This is a genomic window from Streptomyces sp. NPDC031445 (genome assembly GCF_055581365.1).
The window spans coordinates 86,841-101,298 of record NZ_JBVIJO010000012.1 but is presented as its reverse complement, the minus strand read 5'-3'; the positions used below and the strand labels follow the sequence as shown (position 1 = coordinate 101,298).

At 72.9% G+C, this 14,458-nt stretch carries 13 protein-coding genes; 3 read left to right on the top strand and 10 right to left on the bottom strand.

All coding sequences use genetic code 11. The annotated features are described in order from the left end of the window. Window positions 1-14 precede the first annotated feature (14 nt). Genes ACZ5DC_RS28585 through ACZ5DC_RS28575 form a run of 3 tightly spaced genes read right to left on the bottom strand, consistent with a single transcriptional unit; the run spans window position 15 to window position 2,522 of the window. Window positions 15-308 carry a WXG100 family type VII secretion target gene (locus tag ACZ5DC_RS28585; RefSeq protein WP_030646291.1) on the bottom strand — a complete coding sequence of 98 codons (294 nt, stop codon included), beginning with the start codon at window positions 306-308 and terminating at the stop codon, window positions 15-17. A gap of 55 nt (window positions 309-363) precedes the next feature. Beyond that, window positions 364-648, bottom strand: coding sequence for a contact-dependent growth inhibition system immunity protein (locus ACZ5DC_RS28580; protein ID WP_468657345.1), 285 nt, complete (start codon window positions 646-648; stop codon window positions 364-366). Window positions 649-650: 2 nt separating this feature from the next. Beyond that, on the bottom strand, window positions 651-2,522 hold the full coding sequence (locus ACZ5DC_RS28575; RefSeq protein ID WP_468657343.1) for an RNase A-like domain-containing protein: 1,872 nt from the start codon (window positions 2,520-2,522) through the stop codon (window positions 651-653). Window positions 2,523-2,727: 205 nt separating this feature from the next. Between ACZ5DC_RS28575 and ACZ5DC_RS28570 the strand changes: the two genes are divergently transcribed. Next, window positions 2,728-4,152, top strand: coding sequence for a hypothetical protein (locus ACZ5DC_RS28570; RefSeq protein WP_468657341.1), 1,425 nt, complete (start codon window positions 2,728-2,730; stop codon window positions 4,150-4,152). Between the two features lie 26 nt (window positions 4,153-4,178). Here the strand turns inward: ACZ5DC_RS28570 and ACZ5DC_RS28565 are convergent, their stop codons facing one another. The 6 genes from ACZ5DC_RS28565 to ACZ5DC_RS28540 all read right to left on the bottom strand — a co-directional run bounded on the left by ACZ5DC_RS28565 (window position 4,179) and on the right by ACZ5DC_RS28540 (window position 11,244). Then, window positions 4,179-6,968, bottom strand: coding sequence for a helix-turn-helix transcriptional regulator (locus tag ACZ5DC_RS28565; protein ID WP_468657339.1), 2,790 nt, complete (start codon window positions 6,966-6,968; stop codon window positions 4,179-4,181). 338 nt (window positions 6,969-7,306) lie between these two features. Further along, a complete protein-coding gene (locus ACZ5DC_RS28560; RefSeq protein ID WP_366753266.1) occupies window positions 7,307-7,504 on the bottom strand; it encodes a hypothetical protein in 198 nt (65 codons plus the stop codon). 112 nt (window positions 7,505-7,616) lie between these two features. After that, window positions 7,617-8,657 carry an alpha/beta fold hydrolase gene (locus tag ACZ5DC_RS28555; protein WP_468657337.1) on the bottom strand — a complete coding sequence of 347 codons (1,041 nt, stop codon included), beginning with the start codon at window positions 8,655-8,657 and terminating at the stop codon, window positions 7,617-7,619. A gap of 169 nt (window positions 8,658-8,826) precedes the next feature. Continuing rightward, window positions 8,827-9,459 carry a TetR/AcrR family transcriptional regulator gene (locus ACZ5DC_RS28550; RefSeq protein WP_468657335.1) on the bottom strand — a complete coding sequence of 211 codons (633 nt, stop codon included), beginning with the start codon at window positions 9,457-9,459 and terminating at the stop codon, window positions 8,827-8,829. A 56-nt stretch (window positions 9,460-9,515) separates the two neighbouring features. Further along, the gene (locus ACZ5DC_RS28545) at window positions 9,516-10,226 is read right to left on the bottom strand and encodes an alpha/beta hydrolase (protein WP_468657333.1); all 711 of its coding nucleotides are present in this window, start codon (window positions 10,224-10,226) and stop codon (window positions 9,516-9,518) included. An 82-nt stretch (window positions 10,227-10,308) separates the two neighbouring features. Then, window positions 10,309-11,244 (bottom strand): SDR family NAD(P)-dependent oxidoreductase, encoded by a 936-nt coding sequence (locus ACZ5DC_RS28540; RefSeq protein WP_468657331.1) that lies wholly within the window; start codon window positions 11,242-11,244, stop codon window positions 10,309-10,311. 647 nt (window positions 11,245-11,891) lie between these two features. On the opposite strand from ACZ5DC_RS28540, the gene rpmF reads away from it, so the two are divergent. Beyond that, window positions 11,892-12,065, top strand: coding sequence for a 50S ribosomal protein L32 (gene rpmF, locus ACZ5DC_RS28535; RefSeq protein WP_225812071.1), 174 nt, complete (start codon window positions 11,892-11,894; stop codon window positions 12,063-12,065). A gap of 228 nt (window positions 12,066-12,293) precedes the next feature. Here the strand turns inward: rpmF and ACZ5DC_RS28530 are convergent, their stop codons facing one another. Further along, window positions 12,294-13,736, bottom strand: a complete 1,443-nt coding sequence (locus tag ACZ5DC_RS28530; RefSeq protein WP_468657329.1) for an aldehyde dehydrogenase — start codon at window positions 13,734-13,736, stop codon at window positions 12,294-12,296. Between the two features lie 195 nt (window positions 13,737-13,931). Here ACZ5DC_RS28530 and ACZ5DC_RS28525 point away from each other — a divergent pair, with 195 nt between their 5' ends. Then, window positions 13,932-14,420 (top strand): TetR family transcriptional regulator, encoded by a 489-nt coding sequence (locus ACZ5DC_RS28525; RefSeq protein ID WP_366753399.1) that lies wholly within the window; start codon window positions 13,932-13,934, stop codon window positions 14,418-14,420. The last annotated feature ends 38 nt before the right edge of the window (window positions 14,421-14,458 follow it).

Sequence of the window (14,458 nt, the reverse complement as noted above, 5' to 3'; positions counted from 1 at the left end):
CGGGTGCGCGCGGGTCAGCCGAGGTTCGAACCGAGCTGGTCGTCGGTCTGTGAGAAGGCCTCGCCGACGGACCGCACGTACTGGCCGATCCCCTGGAGGCCCTGGTTGACCTGGTCGAAGCCCTTGGCGAACTCGTCGAAGAAGGGGGAGAACTTCTGCTGGGCGGCGGGCGTGCTGTAGCCGTTGGCGAGCAGGTTGGAGATCTTGCCCTTGACCTCGGTGAGCTTGTCCTGGAGTTGCGCGAAGTCGTTGAGCAGGGCCTGGGAGGTGCTGCTGGTCTCGTCGGAGTTGACGCTGTAGCTGGGCATGGTGGTGCTCCTTTTCCTGTTGACGCTCGTGGTGCTTGTCGTGGGGGTCGGTGGGTCAGGACAGCGCGCCGGCGACCCGGCTGAGCCAGTCCCGTACGGAGACGCCGTCCTGGCGCGGGTCGTAGGCGGACTGCGCCTCGTCGAGCCAGATCTCGGCGAGGCGGTCCTCGGTGGTGTCCGGGGACGCGAGGAGGGCGGTGATCTCGGCGGCCAGGGCCTGGGCCGTCGCGGGGTCCTCGGACTCCCGGTACAGCTCGACGACCCCGAGGGGGCTGTCCGCCTCCAGGTCGTAGTCCTGGTGGAAGTAGGAACTGGCCAGGTAGGTGATCTGGGTGTGCATGTTCAGGGTCCCGGAAATGAGGTGACGATGGTGAACCCGGGCGGGTTCTTGCTTCGCTGGAGAACGGTGGTGACCGTCCCCGGGGGCACGGTCGTGTTGGTGGCGCGCTTGAACACCACTCCGTCGGCCGCGTTCATGGGGCCGCTGATGGCAAGGCGGTTCGGCCCGGCACCGCCGGTGAACGCGCTGACGGCGGCGGCGTTGCCGGCGATGTTCGCGTTGGTGGCCCGCTCCGCCGCGGCCAGGTCGTTGAACGTCGACGCCAGGGGGATGTTACGGGCCTTGAGGTCCGTGAGCGTCTTGCCCACGTGGCGGGCGATGGTGTGACCGCCCCGGCCTCCCGGCGGCGCCTCGTGCGCGCCGAGCGCGATGGGCGCGATGGGCGCGATGGCGGGCGCGGTGACGGCCGGGGCGGTGGCGGCGGGTGCGGTCGTCGCCGGTGCGCTGGTGGCCGGGGCGGTGGTGGCGGGCGCGGTCGTCGCCGGTGCGCTGGTGGCCGGGGCGGTGGTGGCGGGCGCGGTCGTCGCCGGTGCGCTGGTGGCCGGGGCGGTGGCGGCGGGCGCGGTCGTCGCCGGCGCGGTGCTCGCCGACGGTGTCGTGGTGGTGCGGGGCGGGCCGCTCGTGGTGGAGGCCGTCTTCACGGGGATGGGCGGCGGACCCGCCGCGGCCCCGCCGCCACGGCCGCCGCCGGGCCTCCGGCCGCCGCCGCGGGCCCCGCCGCCCGCCCCCGAGGCACGGGTCGTCGTGCCGGACGGCGCACCGGCCGTCTTCTTGGGGACGGCCGCGCCGAGCAGTCCGCCACCGAGGGCGCCGAGCGCGCCTGCGCCGAGGATGGCCCCCGCGTCCAGCGGTTGGCCGTCGATCGCCTCGCTCGCCGCCTCGGAACCGGCCTCCTTGCCGAACTCCTCGGCCGCCTCCCCCACGACGCGGCCACCGGTGCCGCCCGTCGCCGCGCCGATGGTCTTGGCGCTGCCGAGGGAGGACTTGAGGCCCTTGATGCTGCCGCCCGCCGCCTTGCCCACACCCGGCAAGGCCTTGGCCACGGCACCCGCTCCGGCCTTGACCGCGGCGCCGCCCGCCTTCAGCAGCGCCCCGCCCGGTACGAACCCGAGCAGGCCGGTGAGGAAGTCGCCGAGGCTGAAATCACCGTCGGCTATCGCGGAGACCTGACTGAGGACGAACAGCGCCCCGCCGAGCAGGAGTCCGGCCACCGGGAAGAACACGGAGACCACGGCGACCAGCAGGCTCAGCAGGATCTGGACGAACGGGAAGTCCTTGAAGAAGTCCGCGATCTTCTGGAAGACGTTCCGCTCCGGAATGGCCTCCTTGGCCGCCCGGTCCAGTACGTCGGCACACGCCCGCTGCGCACTCTGGCGCATCGCCTTCGCCTGCTCGGCCAGCCCTTTGGCCGCGTTCAGCTCGGTCTTGCCCGCGTCGATGGCGTCCTGGGTCCTGCGGACCTCGGCCTTCTGCTCGTCCGTCGGGTTCTCACCGAGCTGCTGCGGCGCCTGGTCGGCCTGGGGCGCGGCGGCGCGGGCCCGGTCCACGGCCCGGTCGAAGGCGTCCTGCGCCTCCCGCAGCCGGGGCGCGTAGTCGCTGTAGGCCTGGGCGGCGTCGTGGTACGAGGTCGCCGTCTTGGTCAGTTTGTCCGGAAGATCGTCGCCGATCTTCTTCTTCAGCTGGTCCATCGCCGATCCCCGGCCCTGCGCGATCGTGCCGTCCCGCTTCAGCACGTTCAGTGCCTTCTCGGCGGCGTCACCGATGTCCCGGTAGCGCTGTACGACGCCCTGGATCAGGTCCGGGTCACCCGGCGTCGGGTCCGAGTCCATGCCGACGATCCGGAAGTCCTCGGGACTCGCATACCGACGTGCCATGTACATTCCTCGCCGTGGCGCCCAAACAGGTTGTCGCCTGGTACACGGGACCAGCGAGGTCGAAAGTTCACATTCGCCTCGAACACTCGGGGGGAGCAGTTCCGTGTAGAGGACAGAAGGCACCGGCACACACCGGCATGCCCGTCGGCACACATGTGCCGGCATCCCCAGGTCGGCACACGCAGTGAGGGACACGGTGGACACCATGAGCAACACCTCGGGCGGACCGCCTGGACGCGGTCCGCGACACGTCATCGGGCGCGGCGCCGCGCACCCGGTGCTGCGTGTCCTGACGCTCCTGCTGATCGTCTGCTGCACCGCACTCGGCGCGGCCTCGGCGGCGAACGCGGCGGACCGGGCGGACGGCGACGGCCTGGTCAAGGTGTTCGTCGTCCCCGATCCCGCGCGGACCGGCGCCCCGCTCGACACGTTGCGGACGGTCGCCGCCGACACACTCGGCGACGCGTCCCGGTCCGGGGACATCTTCACGCTGAACCGCGGTCAGATCCAGCGGGACGGCTCCGCCCTCACCAGCCCCGACGAGCCGCTGCACCCGGGCTGGATCCTGCGCCTGCCGCCGGACGCCTCGGGACCCGACGTACGGCTGGCCAGGGACGGCCAGGGTGCGACGGGATCATCCCCGGGCACCGGGACGGCCGCCACGCCACCGCCGGACGGCGGGGCCGGGACGACGACGACCGTGTTCACCATTCCGCTGGCCGCGGCGACAGCCGTGGCCGGCGCCGTGCTGCTCGCGCTGGTCACCGGCGCCATCGTGGCCAGGGGCCGGACACGCGCCACGGCCGCCGCCGTGGCCCGGGCGGTCCGTGCGCTGGGAGCGCCGGTACGGCGGCGCCGGCGGCTGACGGCGCGCCGGGCACTGGGCCGGCGGCTCGCCGCCGACACCGCGTCGCTGCGGCGCGCGTACGCCGTGCTCGGCGAGGTGACCGCCGGCCCGGCGGGCCGGGAGAGGCCGGTGTACGCGGTGCGGGCGGACGAGGCCGGGGCGACGGTGTGGCTGGAGGCCTCCGACACGATCGCCCCGCCCTGGCAGCGCGCCGGCGGTGCGCACTGGCGGCGCCCCGCCGGCGGGACCCCGGCTCCGGCGCCGGACCCGGTCACCGAGGCCTGTCTGGTGCGGGTGGGCTGCGACTCCGCGGGCGAGCCGGTGTGCGTCGACCTCAGCCGGCTGGACGGGGTCCTCAGCGTGACCGGTGACCCGTCGGTGGCCGGGGACGTCCTGGGCAACCTGCTGGCGGAGATCGCCCTGAGCCGCCCCGGCGTCCCGGTGACCGTGCTTGCCGGTCCGGACAGCGTTCCCCTGAAGGTGCCGGGCGGCCTGGTCCAGGTCCCGCGCCCCGCCGCACCGCCGGCGAGCCGGGGTGAGCCCGAGGGCGGAACGGTGCGCGCCGCCGCGTCACGACGGCCGGTGCGGGGCCTGGTCGTCGTGACGGGCACCCCGTCCGAGCGGGAGGCGGCGGACCTCGCGGCGCTCTGCGGGCCGGGCGGCGCGGGGTGGACGGGACTGGTGTACGGCGATGTCGGCGGCGCGCACTGGCGGTGGCACACCGACGCGGACGGGGACGTGGACCTCCCCGTACTGGGCCTGCGCCTCACCGTCCCGGCGTGAGCCCTGCCGTCCTGGTGCGGCGCACGTCAGCCGACGTCGTTCAGGTCGAGGGCGGCCAGGGCGTCGCGCAGCGCGGCCCGGGAGCTGATGCCGAGCTTGGGGTAGATCTGGTACAGGTGCGTGCCTATGGTGCGATGCGACAGGAACAGCCTCTCGGCGATCTGCTTGTTGGTCAGTCCCGTCGCCGCCAGTGTGGCGATCTCCCACTCCTGAGCCGTCAGCGCGCCCTTCCCCGGCTGGGCGGCGGCCGACGCGCCCTGGCCGCCGGGGCGCAGTTCGGCCATGGCGCGGGACGCCCAGGGGGCCGCGCCCAGCTCCTCGAACGTCCGCAACGCCAGGGCCAGCTGCTCGCGTGCTTCCCTGGTGAAGCGCCGGCGGCGAAGGCGTTCGCCGTGGAACAGGCGTATCCGTGCGACGTCGAACGGCCAGGCGCCGGGTTCGGCCCGGCCGAGCGCCTCGTCGAACAGGGCGAAAGCGTCGTCGCCGGGTGTGGTCAGGGCCTCGCAGGCGAGCACGAGCACGCCGAGGCGCGGCGCCAGGTCGGCCATCGCGGACTCCCGCATGGCCGCCGCGTGGGCGGCGGCCTCGGCGGGGCGCCCTGTCCTGACGGCCGCCTCCACCAGGTCCATGGTGACGGCCAGGGCCTGCGGCAGGTAGGGGGCGAGGGTTCCGGGCGGGCCGAGGGCGGTGGCCTGCCGGTAGGCGGCCTCGAAGTCGCCGGATCCGAGGGCGGTCAGCGTCCTGGTGTGGAAGGCGAGGGCGTGCACACCGTTTGCCCCGCGCGGGACGGCCCAGCCGGCGATCTCCTCGGACAGGGCCGTGCTCGTCTCCGCGTCGCCCCGTGCCGCGGCCACCAGCGCCTGCACGTACTGGAGTTTGCAGGCGAAGGAGCGGTAGCCGTGCTGCTCGCACAGGACGAGGCCCTCACCGGCCAGGCGTACGGCCTCGTCCCAGCGGCCCGTCTGGTAGTGGTCCAGGCACAGGTGCAGCAGTGCGGCCAGGTGCCGGCGCACGGGCGCGGTGCCGGCCCGGCCCTGGTCGACGAGGCGCTGGGACGCCTCCCGCACGTCCGCCAGCCGCTCGGGGTAGACGGCGCAGGTGCCGACGCGGATGACGCGGGTCGGGTCCTGGCCGACGTCCGCCAGCAGTGCGTCGAGCGCCTCCAGTGCCCGGTGCCCGGTGCGAGCGGGGTCCGCGAAGGTCTGGGCGCACACCCGCAGCAGCTCGGGGGGTGCGGGTGCGAGCCGGTCGAGCGCCCGGAACAGGGGCCGCCACTTCTGCGGGTCGCCGCTGTACCAGCACAGAGTGGTCAGGGTGAACAGGGCCTCGACGAGGGCGTCGTCGGACGCGTCCCAGCCGTGTCCCCCCGACTCGATCGCGCCGACCAGCAGCCGGTGCGCGGTGTCGATGTCGCCCTCCTTGTTGATCAGGAGGAGGGCGGAGGTCGCCGCCGCGTACAGCGATTCCCCGGCGCCGGGATCGGCCCGCCGGGCTCCGGCCAGCAGGCGTGAGGCGTCCGCCAGCTCACCGCAGGCGTCGGCGCCGATGTAGGCGGCCTGGGCCAGCCGGCGGCCTTCGTCGGCCGGTGCCGGGCTGAGCCCCGCGGCGCGGGTGAGCGCCGTGACCGCGCCCAGCGCGTCCCCGCGTGCCAGGCGGAGCAGGGCGGCCTGTTCCAGGAGGCCGGCGACGGTCTCGTCCGGGCCGGTGGCCGCTTCTCCGAGGTGGCAGGCGCGGCGTTCCGGCTGGTCGGTGAGTACGGCGGCGAGTGCCCGGTGCGCCCGGCGGCGGTCCGCTGCCGTCGCCTGCGCCACCACCGCGGATCCGATCAGCGGGTGCCGGAAGGACAGCCGCCGGGAGGGGGCGGAGATCACGATCAGCCCGTCGCGTTCCGCGGGTTCCAGGTCGTCGATCACGGCACGGCCGGCTCCGGCGGCCTCGATCACGGCCAGGTGGCCCGTGCCTTCCAGCGCCGCTGTCAGCAGCAGCTCCCGGGTGGGCTGCGGCAGATGGGCCACGCGCGCGGCGAACAGCGTCTGCAGGCGCTCGCTCAGCGGCAGCACGGAGGGCACCGCCGTCGGTGCCGCGCGCTGCTCGGCCTCCAGGGCCGCGGACAGTTCCAGCAGCGCGAGGGGGTTGCCGTGTGCCGCGGCCACGACCCGGCGCCGCACCGCGAGGGACATCCCGGGGTGTGTGCGGGTGAGCAACTCGGCCGACGCCGCTTCGTCCAGCGGCCGCAGCCGGTGTTCGGTGAGGCCGCTCGACTCGAAGAAGCTGTCGGAGGTGACGCGGGAGGCCGCCAGGAAGCTGATACGGCTGCCGATGAGCCGCCGTGCCACGAAGCCCAGGACCGAGGAGGTGGCCCGGTCCAGCCACGGCAGGTCGTCGACGACGACCAGCAACGGCGTGTCCTCGGCGGTCAGGCGCAGCAGCAGCAGGGCCGCGGTGGACGTCAGCAGACGGTTGGGGGGCGGGCCGCTGCCGATGCCGACCGCCACCCGGAGGGCGTCGCGGTGGCCGCTGTCCAGCCGGTCGAAGGAGTCGAAGAGCGGCACGAGCAGCTGGTTGAGACCGGCGTAGCCGATGTCCGCCTCGAACTGCGCGCCGCTCGCCCGCAGCACGCGGGTGCCCTGGCGCCTGGCTTCGGCCGCCACCGTGTCGAGGACCGCGGTCTTGCCCATGCCGGGCTCGCCCGTCAGCAGCAGGGACGCGCCGTGGACCGGGGAGCCGTTGAGGTGGGACCGTATGAACTCCAGGTCCCGGTCCCGCCCGATCAGCGGTCCTGCGGGGGAACCGGCCTGGTGGTCCAGGGCGCTCATCGGGCTGCTGTCTCCAAGTGCTGCGATGAAAGGGGACCTGCCCCGTGCTGTACATCGGTCCGCGCCGTGTCAACACACGACCCGACAGCGTATCGGATCGTCCGGTACCGTGTGTCCGCTTGGCGACCTGGACGTCTCGGTATGTCACCTGTCACACGGGCTGGGTGTGCGGAACCGGGGGTGTCGCGGTGGACCTGTGTGTGGCGCCCGGCGGGGCGCGGTGAGCGGGTGTGCGGCGCCGGGGTGTCGCGGTGGCCGCGGTGGCTCCCGGACTCGCCGACGCGGCGGGCGACGCGCTGACGCGCCGACCGTCGCGGGGGCGCCGGCTGGGCCCGGATCTACAGTCCCAGGTCCAGCGCGAGGCACGAGAAGTACTGCCACGAGCCCTCGGGGTTGTACGAGGCGTTCGCCCCGCCGCCTTCCTCGGCCTTCACCCCCTGGGTCATGTCCTCGAGGCGGATGCGCTCGGGAAGGTGCCCGAAGCGGGCGTGCCGCAGTGCCGCGGCGGCGGCGTCGCTGGTGGATTCCTTGTTCATGACCGTGCTCCACTTCGTCGACCGTGGATGGTGTCCTCACTTCCGCCGAGGACACTCACCAGCGTGCCCCACTGCCCGTCACCCGTCAAGCCGGTGACGCATGTGTCACCGGTCACCCCATGGCGTCGGCCTCCGACACCGCGGCGATGAACGCCTCGGGCCGCTCCTGGGGCAGGTTGTGTCCGGCGCCGGGGACCACGTGGTGCGTCCAGGGGCCCGTGAAGTGGGCGGCGTACCCGCTTCCGTCGGTCGCCGGGACGACGCCGTCGGCCTGCCCGTCCAGGGTGACCGTGGGAACGGTGATCGCCGGCTGGTCCAGCAGCCTGCGCTCCAGTCCGGCGTACCGGGGGTCGCCCGGCGCGGCGGCCAGGCGGTGCCGGTAGCTGTGGATCACCACGTCGACGTAGTCGGGGTTGCTCCACAACTCGGCCGCCTGCGCGAACTCCGCCTCGGTGAACTGCCATGCCGGCGAGTTGCGGTGCCAGACGACGCGGGCGAGGTCCTCCCGGTTGCGCAGGAGTCCCTTACGCCCCCGCTCGGTGAGGAAGTAGAAGAAGTACCAGTAGCCCGACTCGATCGAGGGCGTCAGCGGCTCCTCGGCGACGGCGAGGTTCTGGATGAGATAGCCGTTCACGCAGACCAGGCCGGTGCAGCGCCGCGGCCACAGCGCGGCGGCCACGTCGGCGGCCCGTCCGCCCCAGTCATACCCGGCGTACAGGGCCCGCGGGATGCGCAGCGCGTCCATGAAGGCGACGAGGTCCGCGCCGAGGGCGGCCTGCTCACCGGAGCGGAAGGTGTCCTCGCGCAGGAACCGGGTCTCTCCGTGGCCGCGCAGGTAGGGGATATAGCAGCGGTATCCGCGCCGGGCGAGGACGGGGGCCACCTCGGCGTAGGAGCCGACGGGGCTGAAGGGCCAGCCGTGCAGGAGGATCACCGGCTTCCCCTGGGCCGGGCCGACCGCGTGGTAGGCGATGTCCAGGACGTCGGTGCGGGCGGTGCGCACCGGCCCGAGAGCGTGTGCGGCCGGTCCGGCCGACGCCTCGGCGGCCGCCGTGCCCGTGTCCGCCGACGCCCGGCCGGCCCCGGCGAGACCGGCGGCCCCCGCCGTCGCCGCCGCCGTCATGGCCTGGGTCAGTCTCCGCCTGCTGATCATGTCGCTTCCTCGTGTCCGGTCCGGAGCGCGCGGGACACACACACGTGCGTCACCGCCTGAACTGGTAACGAGCATCTGCGCGTCGGACCTCGCTGTCAAGGAGCCCAACGGCACGGTGGTGCCGTGGAGTTGCCGGGAACACGTGTGCCCGGGGTGTCCGCGGCACGGTCTACTGCCCGGCGGGGCGCCGGTAGGCACCGTGCCACCAGATCCGGGCCAGCTCGCGGGCGAAGGCGGTGTCACCGCTGCCGTCGTCGACACGGATGTGGTGCGCGATCGCCTGGGCGCCTCCCCAGACGATGATCCGGCTCGCGGCGACGGCGTCGAGGTCGGCCGGCGTCGACCCGGCGGCCTGTTCGGACAGCAGCGTCCTCAGCACCGTCTCGTCGAAACCTTCGAGGTCGGCGGTGTAGAAATCGCCGATCTCGGAGTCGTAGGCCGCCGCCTCGCGGACCGCGGTGAGCACACCCTGGTGGGCGCGGTGGATCGTGATGACCTCCTCGAAGAACCGGGCGAACCGGTCGGCCCCGTCCCCGGCGCCCGGGTCCCACTGCCGTGCCAGGGCCAGCAGCGACTCCCGCAGCTCGTCGGTGAGCCGCACCAGGACGTCCGACTTGCCGTGGAAGTGCGCGTAGAACGTCGCCCGGGACACGCCCGCCTCCTCCAGGATCCGCTGGACGCTGATCTCGGAGAACACCTCACCGGAGTCGAGCAGCCGCTCCAGGGCCGACACCACCTGCGCCCGGGTCGCGGCCGACCGCGCGGCATGGTGGTCGGTCTGGCGTCGGGTCACGGGTCTCATCGGGCACCTTCCGGTCACATGCTGCGGTTCCGCGGCTCGCAGGCCGCTCCAAGACCCTATGCCGGAACGCCGTGCGCGATCTGTTCGAGGAGATCGGCCAGCTTGCCGGGCATGGAGAGCAGCGGAGTGTGGCCGCTGGGGAGGCGGTACGTGGCACCCGTCCGCTCGGCGAACGGCTCCTGGTAGGACGGGGGGAGGCTGCGGTCGTCCTCGCACAGGACGTAGCTGGAGGGAAGCGTCTTCCATCCGGCGCGGTCCACCGGCTCGGCGAAGGAGAGCGCGGTCTGGGGCCGCAGCCGCGCCAGAGCGGCCTCCCTCTCCTGCTCGGGCACGTCGTGGTAGAGCGTCTCCGCCGGGTCCTCCCGGACGGGGACGACCCCCTGCACCGTGGCGGGGTCCGGCTGCTCGCCGCCGAAGCACGTCATCAGGCTCTCCCCTTCGTCCAGCGCGAAGGCGGACACGTACACGATGTGGCACACGTTGGCGGCTCCCGGGGTCGCCTGGGTGATCGGAGCGCCCCCGTAGGAGTGCCCGACGACCACCAGGGGGGCCCGGACGGCGTCGATCTTCTCGCGGATCACGCGGGCGTCGTCCAGCAGACCGGGGAGCTTGCCGCCGGACCCCTCGGGGACGACGCTCGGCAGGTCGACCGTGTGGCTGGTCCAGCCCCGGTCGGCGAGGACGTCCTGGAGCCCGCGCCAGCACCAGGCTCCGTGCCACGCCCCGTGCACGAGGAGGAACTGGGGGCTTCGTGTACGGTCGTTCATCTCGTTCCTTCGTATCGACGTGTGGCCGTCGTATCGACGTGTGGCCGTGCGGGTCGCCCCCGCGGTGGATGCGGGCAGCGGGTCAGCGCACGGCGGGAAGGGCGTACTCCCACAGCCGGTCCGCGGCGGCGGGGTCGACCGACCACTTGGCGACGCCCGCCATCACCTCGGGGCCCCCGTCGACGACCTCCGACTCCTGGTTGTCCTCGAAGTAGCTCCCGCTCACACCTTCGAGCAGCGGTGACGCGGCCAGCAGCACCGTGGTGGCGGCGCCCTGGGCCGGGGTCTTGTAGTAGTCGGGGGTGACGAGTTCGCCCTCCGCGTCCATGGCACCGAAGGCCTGCATGGTCGCCTGGTCGAGGTGGCGCTGCAGGTTGGTGTGGATGAACCCCGGGGCGCAGGCGTTGGCGGCGATGCCGTGTTCGGCCCACCGACGGCTGATGCCGACGGCGAGCAGCACGTCGGCTGTCTTCGACTGCGCGTAGGCGACGAACGGGTCGTAGGGGCGCCGCTCGAACTGCGGGTCCTCGAAGTCGAAGCCCGCGCGCAGCTGGGCGCCGGAGCTGACCACGACCACGCGCGACTTCCCGGCCGCCGCGAGGGCCGGGCGCAGGCCGACGGCCAGGGCGAAGTGGCCGAGGTAGTTGATGGCGAGCTGCATCTCCCAGCCCTGCGCGTTGACCTGCCGGGCCGGGAGCATCATCACGCCGGCGTTGGCGACGAGGGCGTCGACCGGACCGCTCCAGTCGTCGCAGAAGGCACGGACGGAGGCCGGGTCGGCGAGGTCGAGTGCGACGGCCCGCGTGCCCGGGAACTCCTTGACCAGCGGCTCGGCGTCAGCGGGGTTCCGGGTGGCGACGGTCACCTGCGCCCCCGCCCCGGCGAGCGCGCGCACCGTCTCGGCACCGAGACCGGAGGCCCCTCCGGTGACGATCATCCGGCGTCCGGTCAGATCGACTCCGTCGAGCACCTCCGCGGCGGTGGCGCGCATTCCGAACGGAGTGGTGGTCAGTGTCATAGCGGTGCCCTGCCTTCAGAGGAGTGGTAGCGCTTGGCGGGACGTCGCACACGTGTCGCTTCGCCAAGACATCCTACGGAAAACCATACAGCGTGTATGGACAGACTGTCGCCTGACATTGCACGCCTGCCGGACATACATGGATGTTTCCGTTTTCCGATGATGGGCTTCCGGCGTCCGAGACGGCCGGGCCCGCTCCGCGCGCTGCCGGGGCGGACGGTGTGTTTCCGCTGCACAGAGGCCCGGGGTGTTTTGCGGGCCGGCCCGGCAGTTGCTAGCCTCCTGGGCGTGCTGATCGAAGTCGACAGAGCCTAGCCTGAGCCCACCGCCCATCGGCGCCGGTCCAGGCCCAGCCGCCTCGCACACCTCGCCCGCCTCGCGGGATCCCCTCACAGGTGTCGGACGGCCGGAAACCCCCTTCAGGACCCGGCGTGGCGGACACGTGCTCACGTTGCCCACGTCCAGCGGGCCCGCTGCGCCCGCGCCCAGCGGCTCTGACCTTCACCGGCCCCTGCTCCGACGAACCCTCGCGCTGCCCCGGGACAACCCGTCCGATCAGGACGCCCTGGGGAACGTCTGCGCGCACCGTCGGACTCCTGTGTGCCCTGCCGGTCGGAGCGATGACACACGGAATCGGATCACCGCCCATGATGCACAAGAAGTCCCGCGCCCGGACACGTCACCGCCGAGCACACTGGAAGGCGGCTCGGCCGCTGCTCGTGAAGTGCGCCAACCCGGCGTGCGGTCTGCCGACGCCGCCGCACGCCGCCTGCCGGCACTGCGGAACGTACCGGGGCCGCCAGGTGCTGCCGCCGGCCTGACCCGCGCCGCGCGCGTGAGCGACGGGTCCGGTCCGGCCGGGCCCGTCGGAACACGTGTCCACCGACGAGGAGGACTCGGTTCCCAACGCACCCGTGCGGCGGGAACGCCGCGCCGGCGGCAGGTGGTCGGGGCCACCTGCCGCCGTCGGCGGTGCTGTGCGTCGTTTTCCGTGGTTCCGGGTTCGTCCGTCTGCGGTGCTCGCCGGCGACGGGGTCGTACGACCGGGGTCAGACGGTGATCGTCTTGTACTCGGTGTAGGTGCCGAGGCCGACCGCGCCGTACTCGCGGCCGATGCCGCTGGCCTTGAAGCCGCCGAAGGGGCCGTCGAAGGCGACGGAGGCGCCGTTGACCGTGATGGTGCCGGTGCGGACACGGCGGGCGACCGCCAGGGCGTGCTCCTCGTCGGAGGACCAGACGCCGCCGGAGAGGCCGTACTCGGAGTCGTTGGCGATGCGGACGGCGTCGTCCTCGTCGTCGTAGGCGATGACCACCAGGACCGGCCCGAAGATCTCCTCCTGCGCGATCCGCATGGAGTTGTCGACGTCGGCGAAGACGGTGGGCGTGACGTAGTTGCCCTTCTCCAGGCCCTCGGGGATCTGCGGGCCGCCGGTGACCAGGCGGGCGCCCTCCTCGATGCCGAGCTGGATGTAGTCGCGCACCCGCTGCTGCTGGTCGGGGCGGATCATCGGGCCGATGAAGGTGTCGGGGTCGTTCGGGTCGCCGACCTTCAACGACTCCACCAGCTCCTTCAGTGCGGTCACGACCTCCTCGTACCGGCTGCGAGGGGCCAGGATGCGGGTCTGGGCGATGCACGACTCGCCGTTGTTGAGCAGGGAGCCGAACTTCAGGCCCGCGACCGCCTTCTCGATGTCGGCGTCCGGCAGGATGATGGCGGCGGACTTGCCGCCCAGCTCCAGGCTGACCCGCTTGAGCTGCTCACCCGCGATCGAGGCGATGCGCCGGCCGGCCCGCGTCGAGCCGGTGAAGGCGATCTTGTCGACGTCCTGGTGCGAGACCAGGTACTCGCTGGTCTCCCGGTCCGCGGGCAGGACGCTGATCACGCCCTCGGGCAGACCCACCCGCTCCAGGAGTTCGGCCAGGAACCCCATGCTCAGCGAGTTCTCCGGGGAGACCTTGAGGATCACCGAGTTGCCCGCGACCAGAGCCGGGATGATCTTGGAGGTGGCCGAGGAGAACGGCGAGTTCCAGGGGATCACCGCGGCCACGACGCCGACCGCCTCACGGCGCACCACGCTGCGCACCGGGGACGCCGGGTCGGAGGGGACGAGCGTCTCCTCCCAGCCGAACTCCTCCGCGGCCTTCAGGTAGGCGTTCGCCTGCCGGGTCAGGCCGGGCTGTCCGGCGCGGGTGAACCAGCCGGCCGATCCGTTCTCCAGCGAGATCAGGTGTGCGATCTTCTCCGCGTTCTCCTCGCGCAGCGCGTTGAAGCGCCGCAGGACCGCGATCCGCTCCGCCGGCGGGGTCAGCCGCCACCCGCCCTCGTCGAAGGACTTCCGTGCCGCGGCGACCGCGCGGTCGATGTCCGCCGGCCGCGCCTGGGCGGCGCGGGCGACCACCGACCGGTCGTGCGGCGAGAGGACGTCGAGCAGCTCCGGGTCGCTCGGCTCGACCCAGGATCCTCCGATGAAAAGCCGGTCGTAGGTGATCATGCGCTCTCTCTCTTCCGTGCTCCGGGTTGGTGCGGACCTCTCGTCCCCAACTGCCACTTCAATGTAGCATTTCCATGAGTTAGATGCACATATGAATGGCGAGACAGTCAAGATTAGCCTCAGTAGAGATACTCTTAGGGGATGAGAGCCGACGCTGCACGCAACCTGGAAACCGTTCTGACCACCGGAGCACGCATGCTCGCCGCCGACCCCGGCGCGAGCATCGCGAGCATCGCCGCCGAGGCGGGCGTGGACCGGCGCACCGTCTACCGGCGCTTCACCTGCCGCGAGGAACTCCTCGCCGCCATCTACGAATCGCGCGTCACCGCCATCGAGCGGGCCATCGAGGACGCCCGGCTCCGCGAGGCACCCGTCGCCGTCGCCCTGCACCGCTACGTCGAGAACATCATCGCCGTCAACCGCACCTGGCCCGTCGACCTCGCCCGCATGCTCACCGACGACGCCATCCGCCGGCGCCGGGACGCCTGTATCGCCGAGGTCGACGCCTTTCTGCGCCGGGCCACCGAGGAGGGGCTCCTGCGCCGCGACCAGCCGGAGGGCTGGGCGGGGCCGCTGCTGCCCGAGCTGGTGAACCTGGTGGCGCACCGGCAGCGGCACCTGGCGCCGGGGAAGGCCGCCGACGTGGTGGTCGACACGTTTCTGCACGGCGTCGGAGCGTCCTGAGGCGGAGAAGTGAAGGGAAGCACCACGGCGCCCCGCGC

What these genes read in the sequence shown, in the direction of transcription:
- ACZ5DC_RS28585 (WP_030646291.1), bottom strand. Translation starts at nt 308, where the DNA reads ATGCCCAGCTACAGCGTCAACTCCGACGAGACCAGCAGCACCTCCCAG.
- ACZ5DC_RS28580 (WP_468657345.1), bottom strand. Translation starts at nt 648, where the DNA reads ATGCACACCCAGATCACCTACCTGGCCAGTTCCTACTTCCACCAGGAC.
- ACZ5DC_RS28575 (WP_468657343.1), bottom strand. Translation starts at nt 2,522, where the DNA reads ATGGCACGTCGGTATGCGAGTCCCGAGGACTTCCGGATCGTCGGCATG.
- ACZ5DC_RS28570 (WP_468657341.1), top strand. Translation starts at nt 2,728, where the DNA reads ATGAGCAACACCTCGGGCGGACCGCCTGGACGCGGTCCGCGACACGTC.
- ACZ5DC_RS28565 (WP_468657339.1), bottom strand. Translation starts at nt 6,968, where the DNA reads ATGAGCGCCCTGGACCACCAGGCCGGTTCCCCCGCAGGACCGCTGATC.
- ACZ5DC_RS28560 (WP_366753266.1), bottom strand. Translation starts at nt 7,504, where the DNA reads ATGAACAAGGAATCCACCAGCGACGCCGCCGCCGCGGCACTGCGGCAC.
- ACZ5DC_RS28555 (WP_468657337.1), bottom strand. Translation starts at nt 8,657, where the DNA reads ATGATCAGCAGGCGGAGACTGACCCAGGCCATGACGGCGGCGGCGACG.
- ACZ5DC_RS28550 (WP_468657335.1), bottom strand. Translation starts at nt 9,459, where the DNA reads ATGAGACCCGTGACCCGACGCCAGACCGACCACCATGCCGCGCGGTCG.
- ACZ5DC_RS28545 (WP_468657333.1), bottom strand. Translation starts at nt 10,226, where the DNA reads ATGAACGACCGTACACGAAGCCCCCAGTTCCTCCTCGTGCACGGGGCG.
- ACZ5DC_RS28540 (WP_468657331.1), bottom strand. Translation starts at nt 11,244, where the DNA reads ATGACACTGACCACCACTCCGTTCGGAATGCGCGCCACCGCCGCGGAG.
- rpmF (WP_225812071.1), top strand. Translation starts at nt 11,892, where the DNA reads ATGATGCACAAGAAGTCCCGCGCCCGGACACGTCACCGCCGAGCACAC.
- ACZ5DC_RS28530 (WP_468657329.1), bottom strand. Translation starts at nt 13,736, where the DNA reads ATGATCACCTACGACCGGCTTTTCATCGGAGGATCCTGGGTCGAGCCG.
- ACZ5DC_RS28525 (WP_366753399.1), top strand. Translation starts at nt 13,932, where the DNA reads ATGCTCGCCGCCGACCCCGGCGCGAGCATCGCGAGCATCGCCGCCGAG.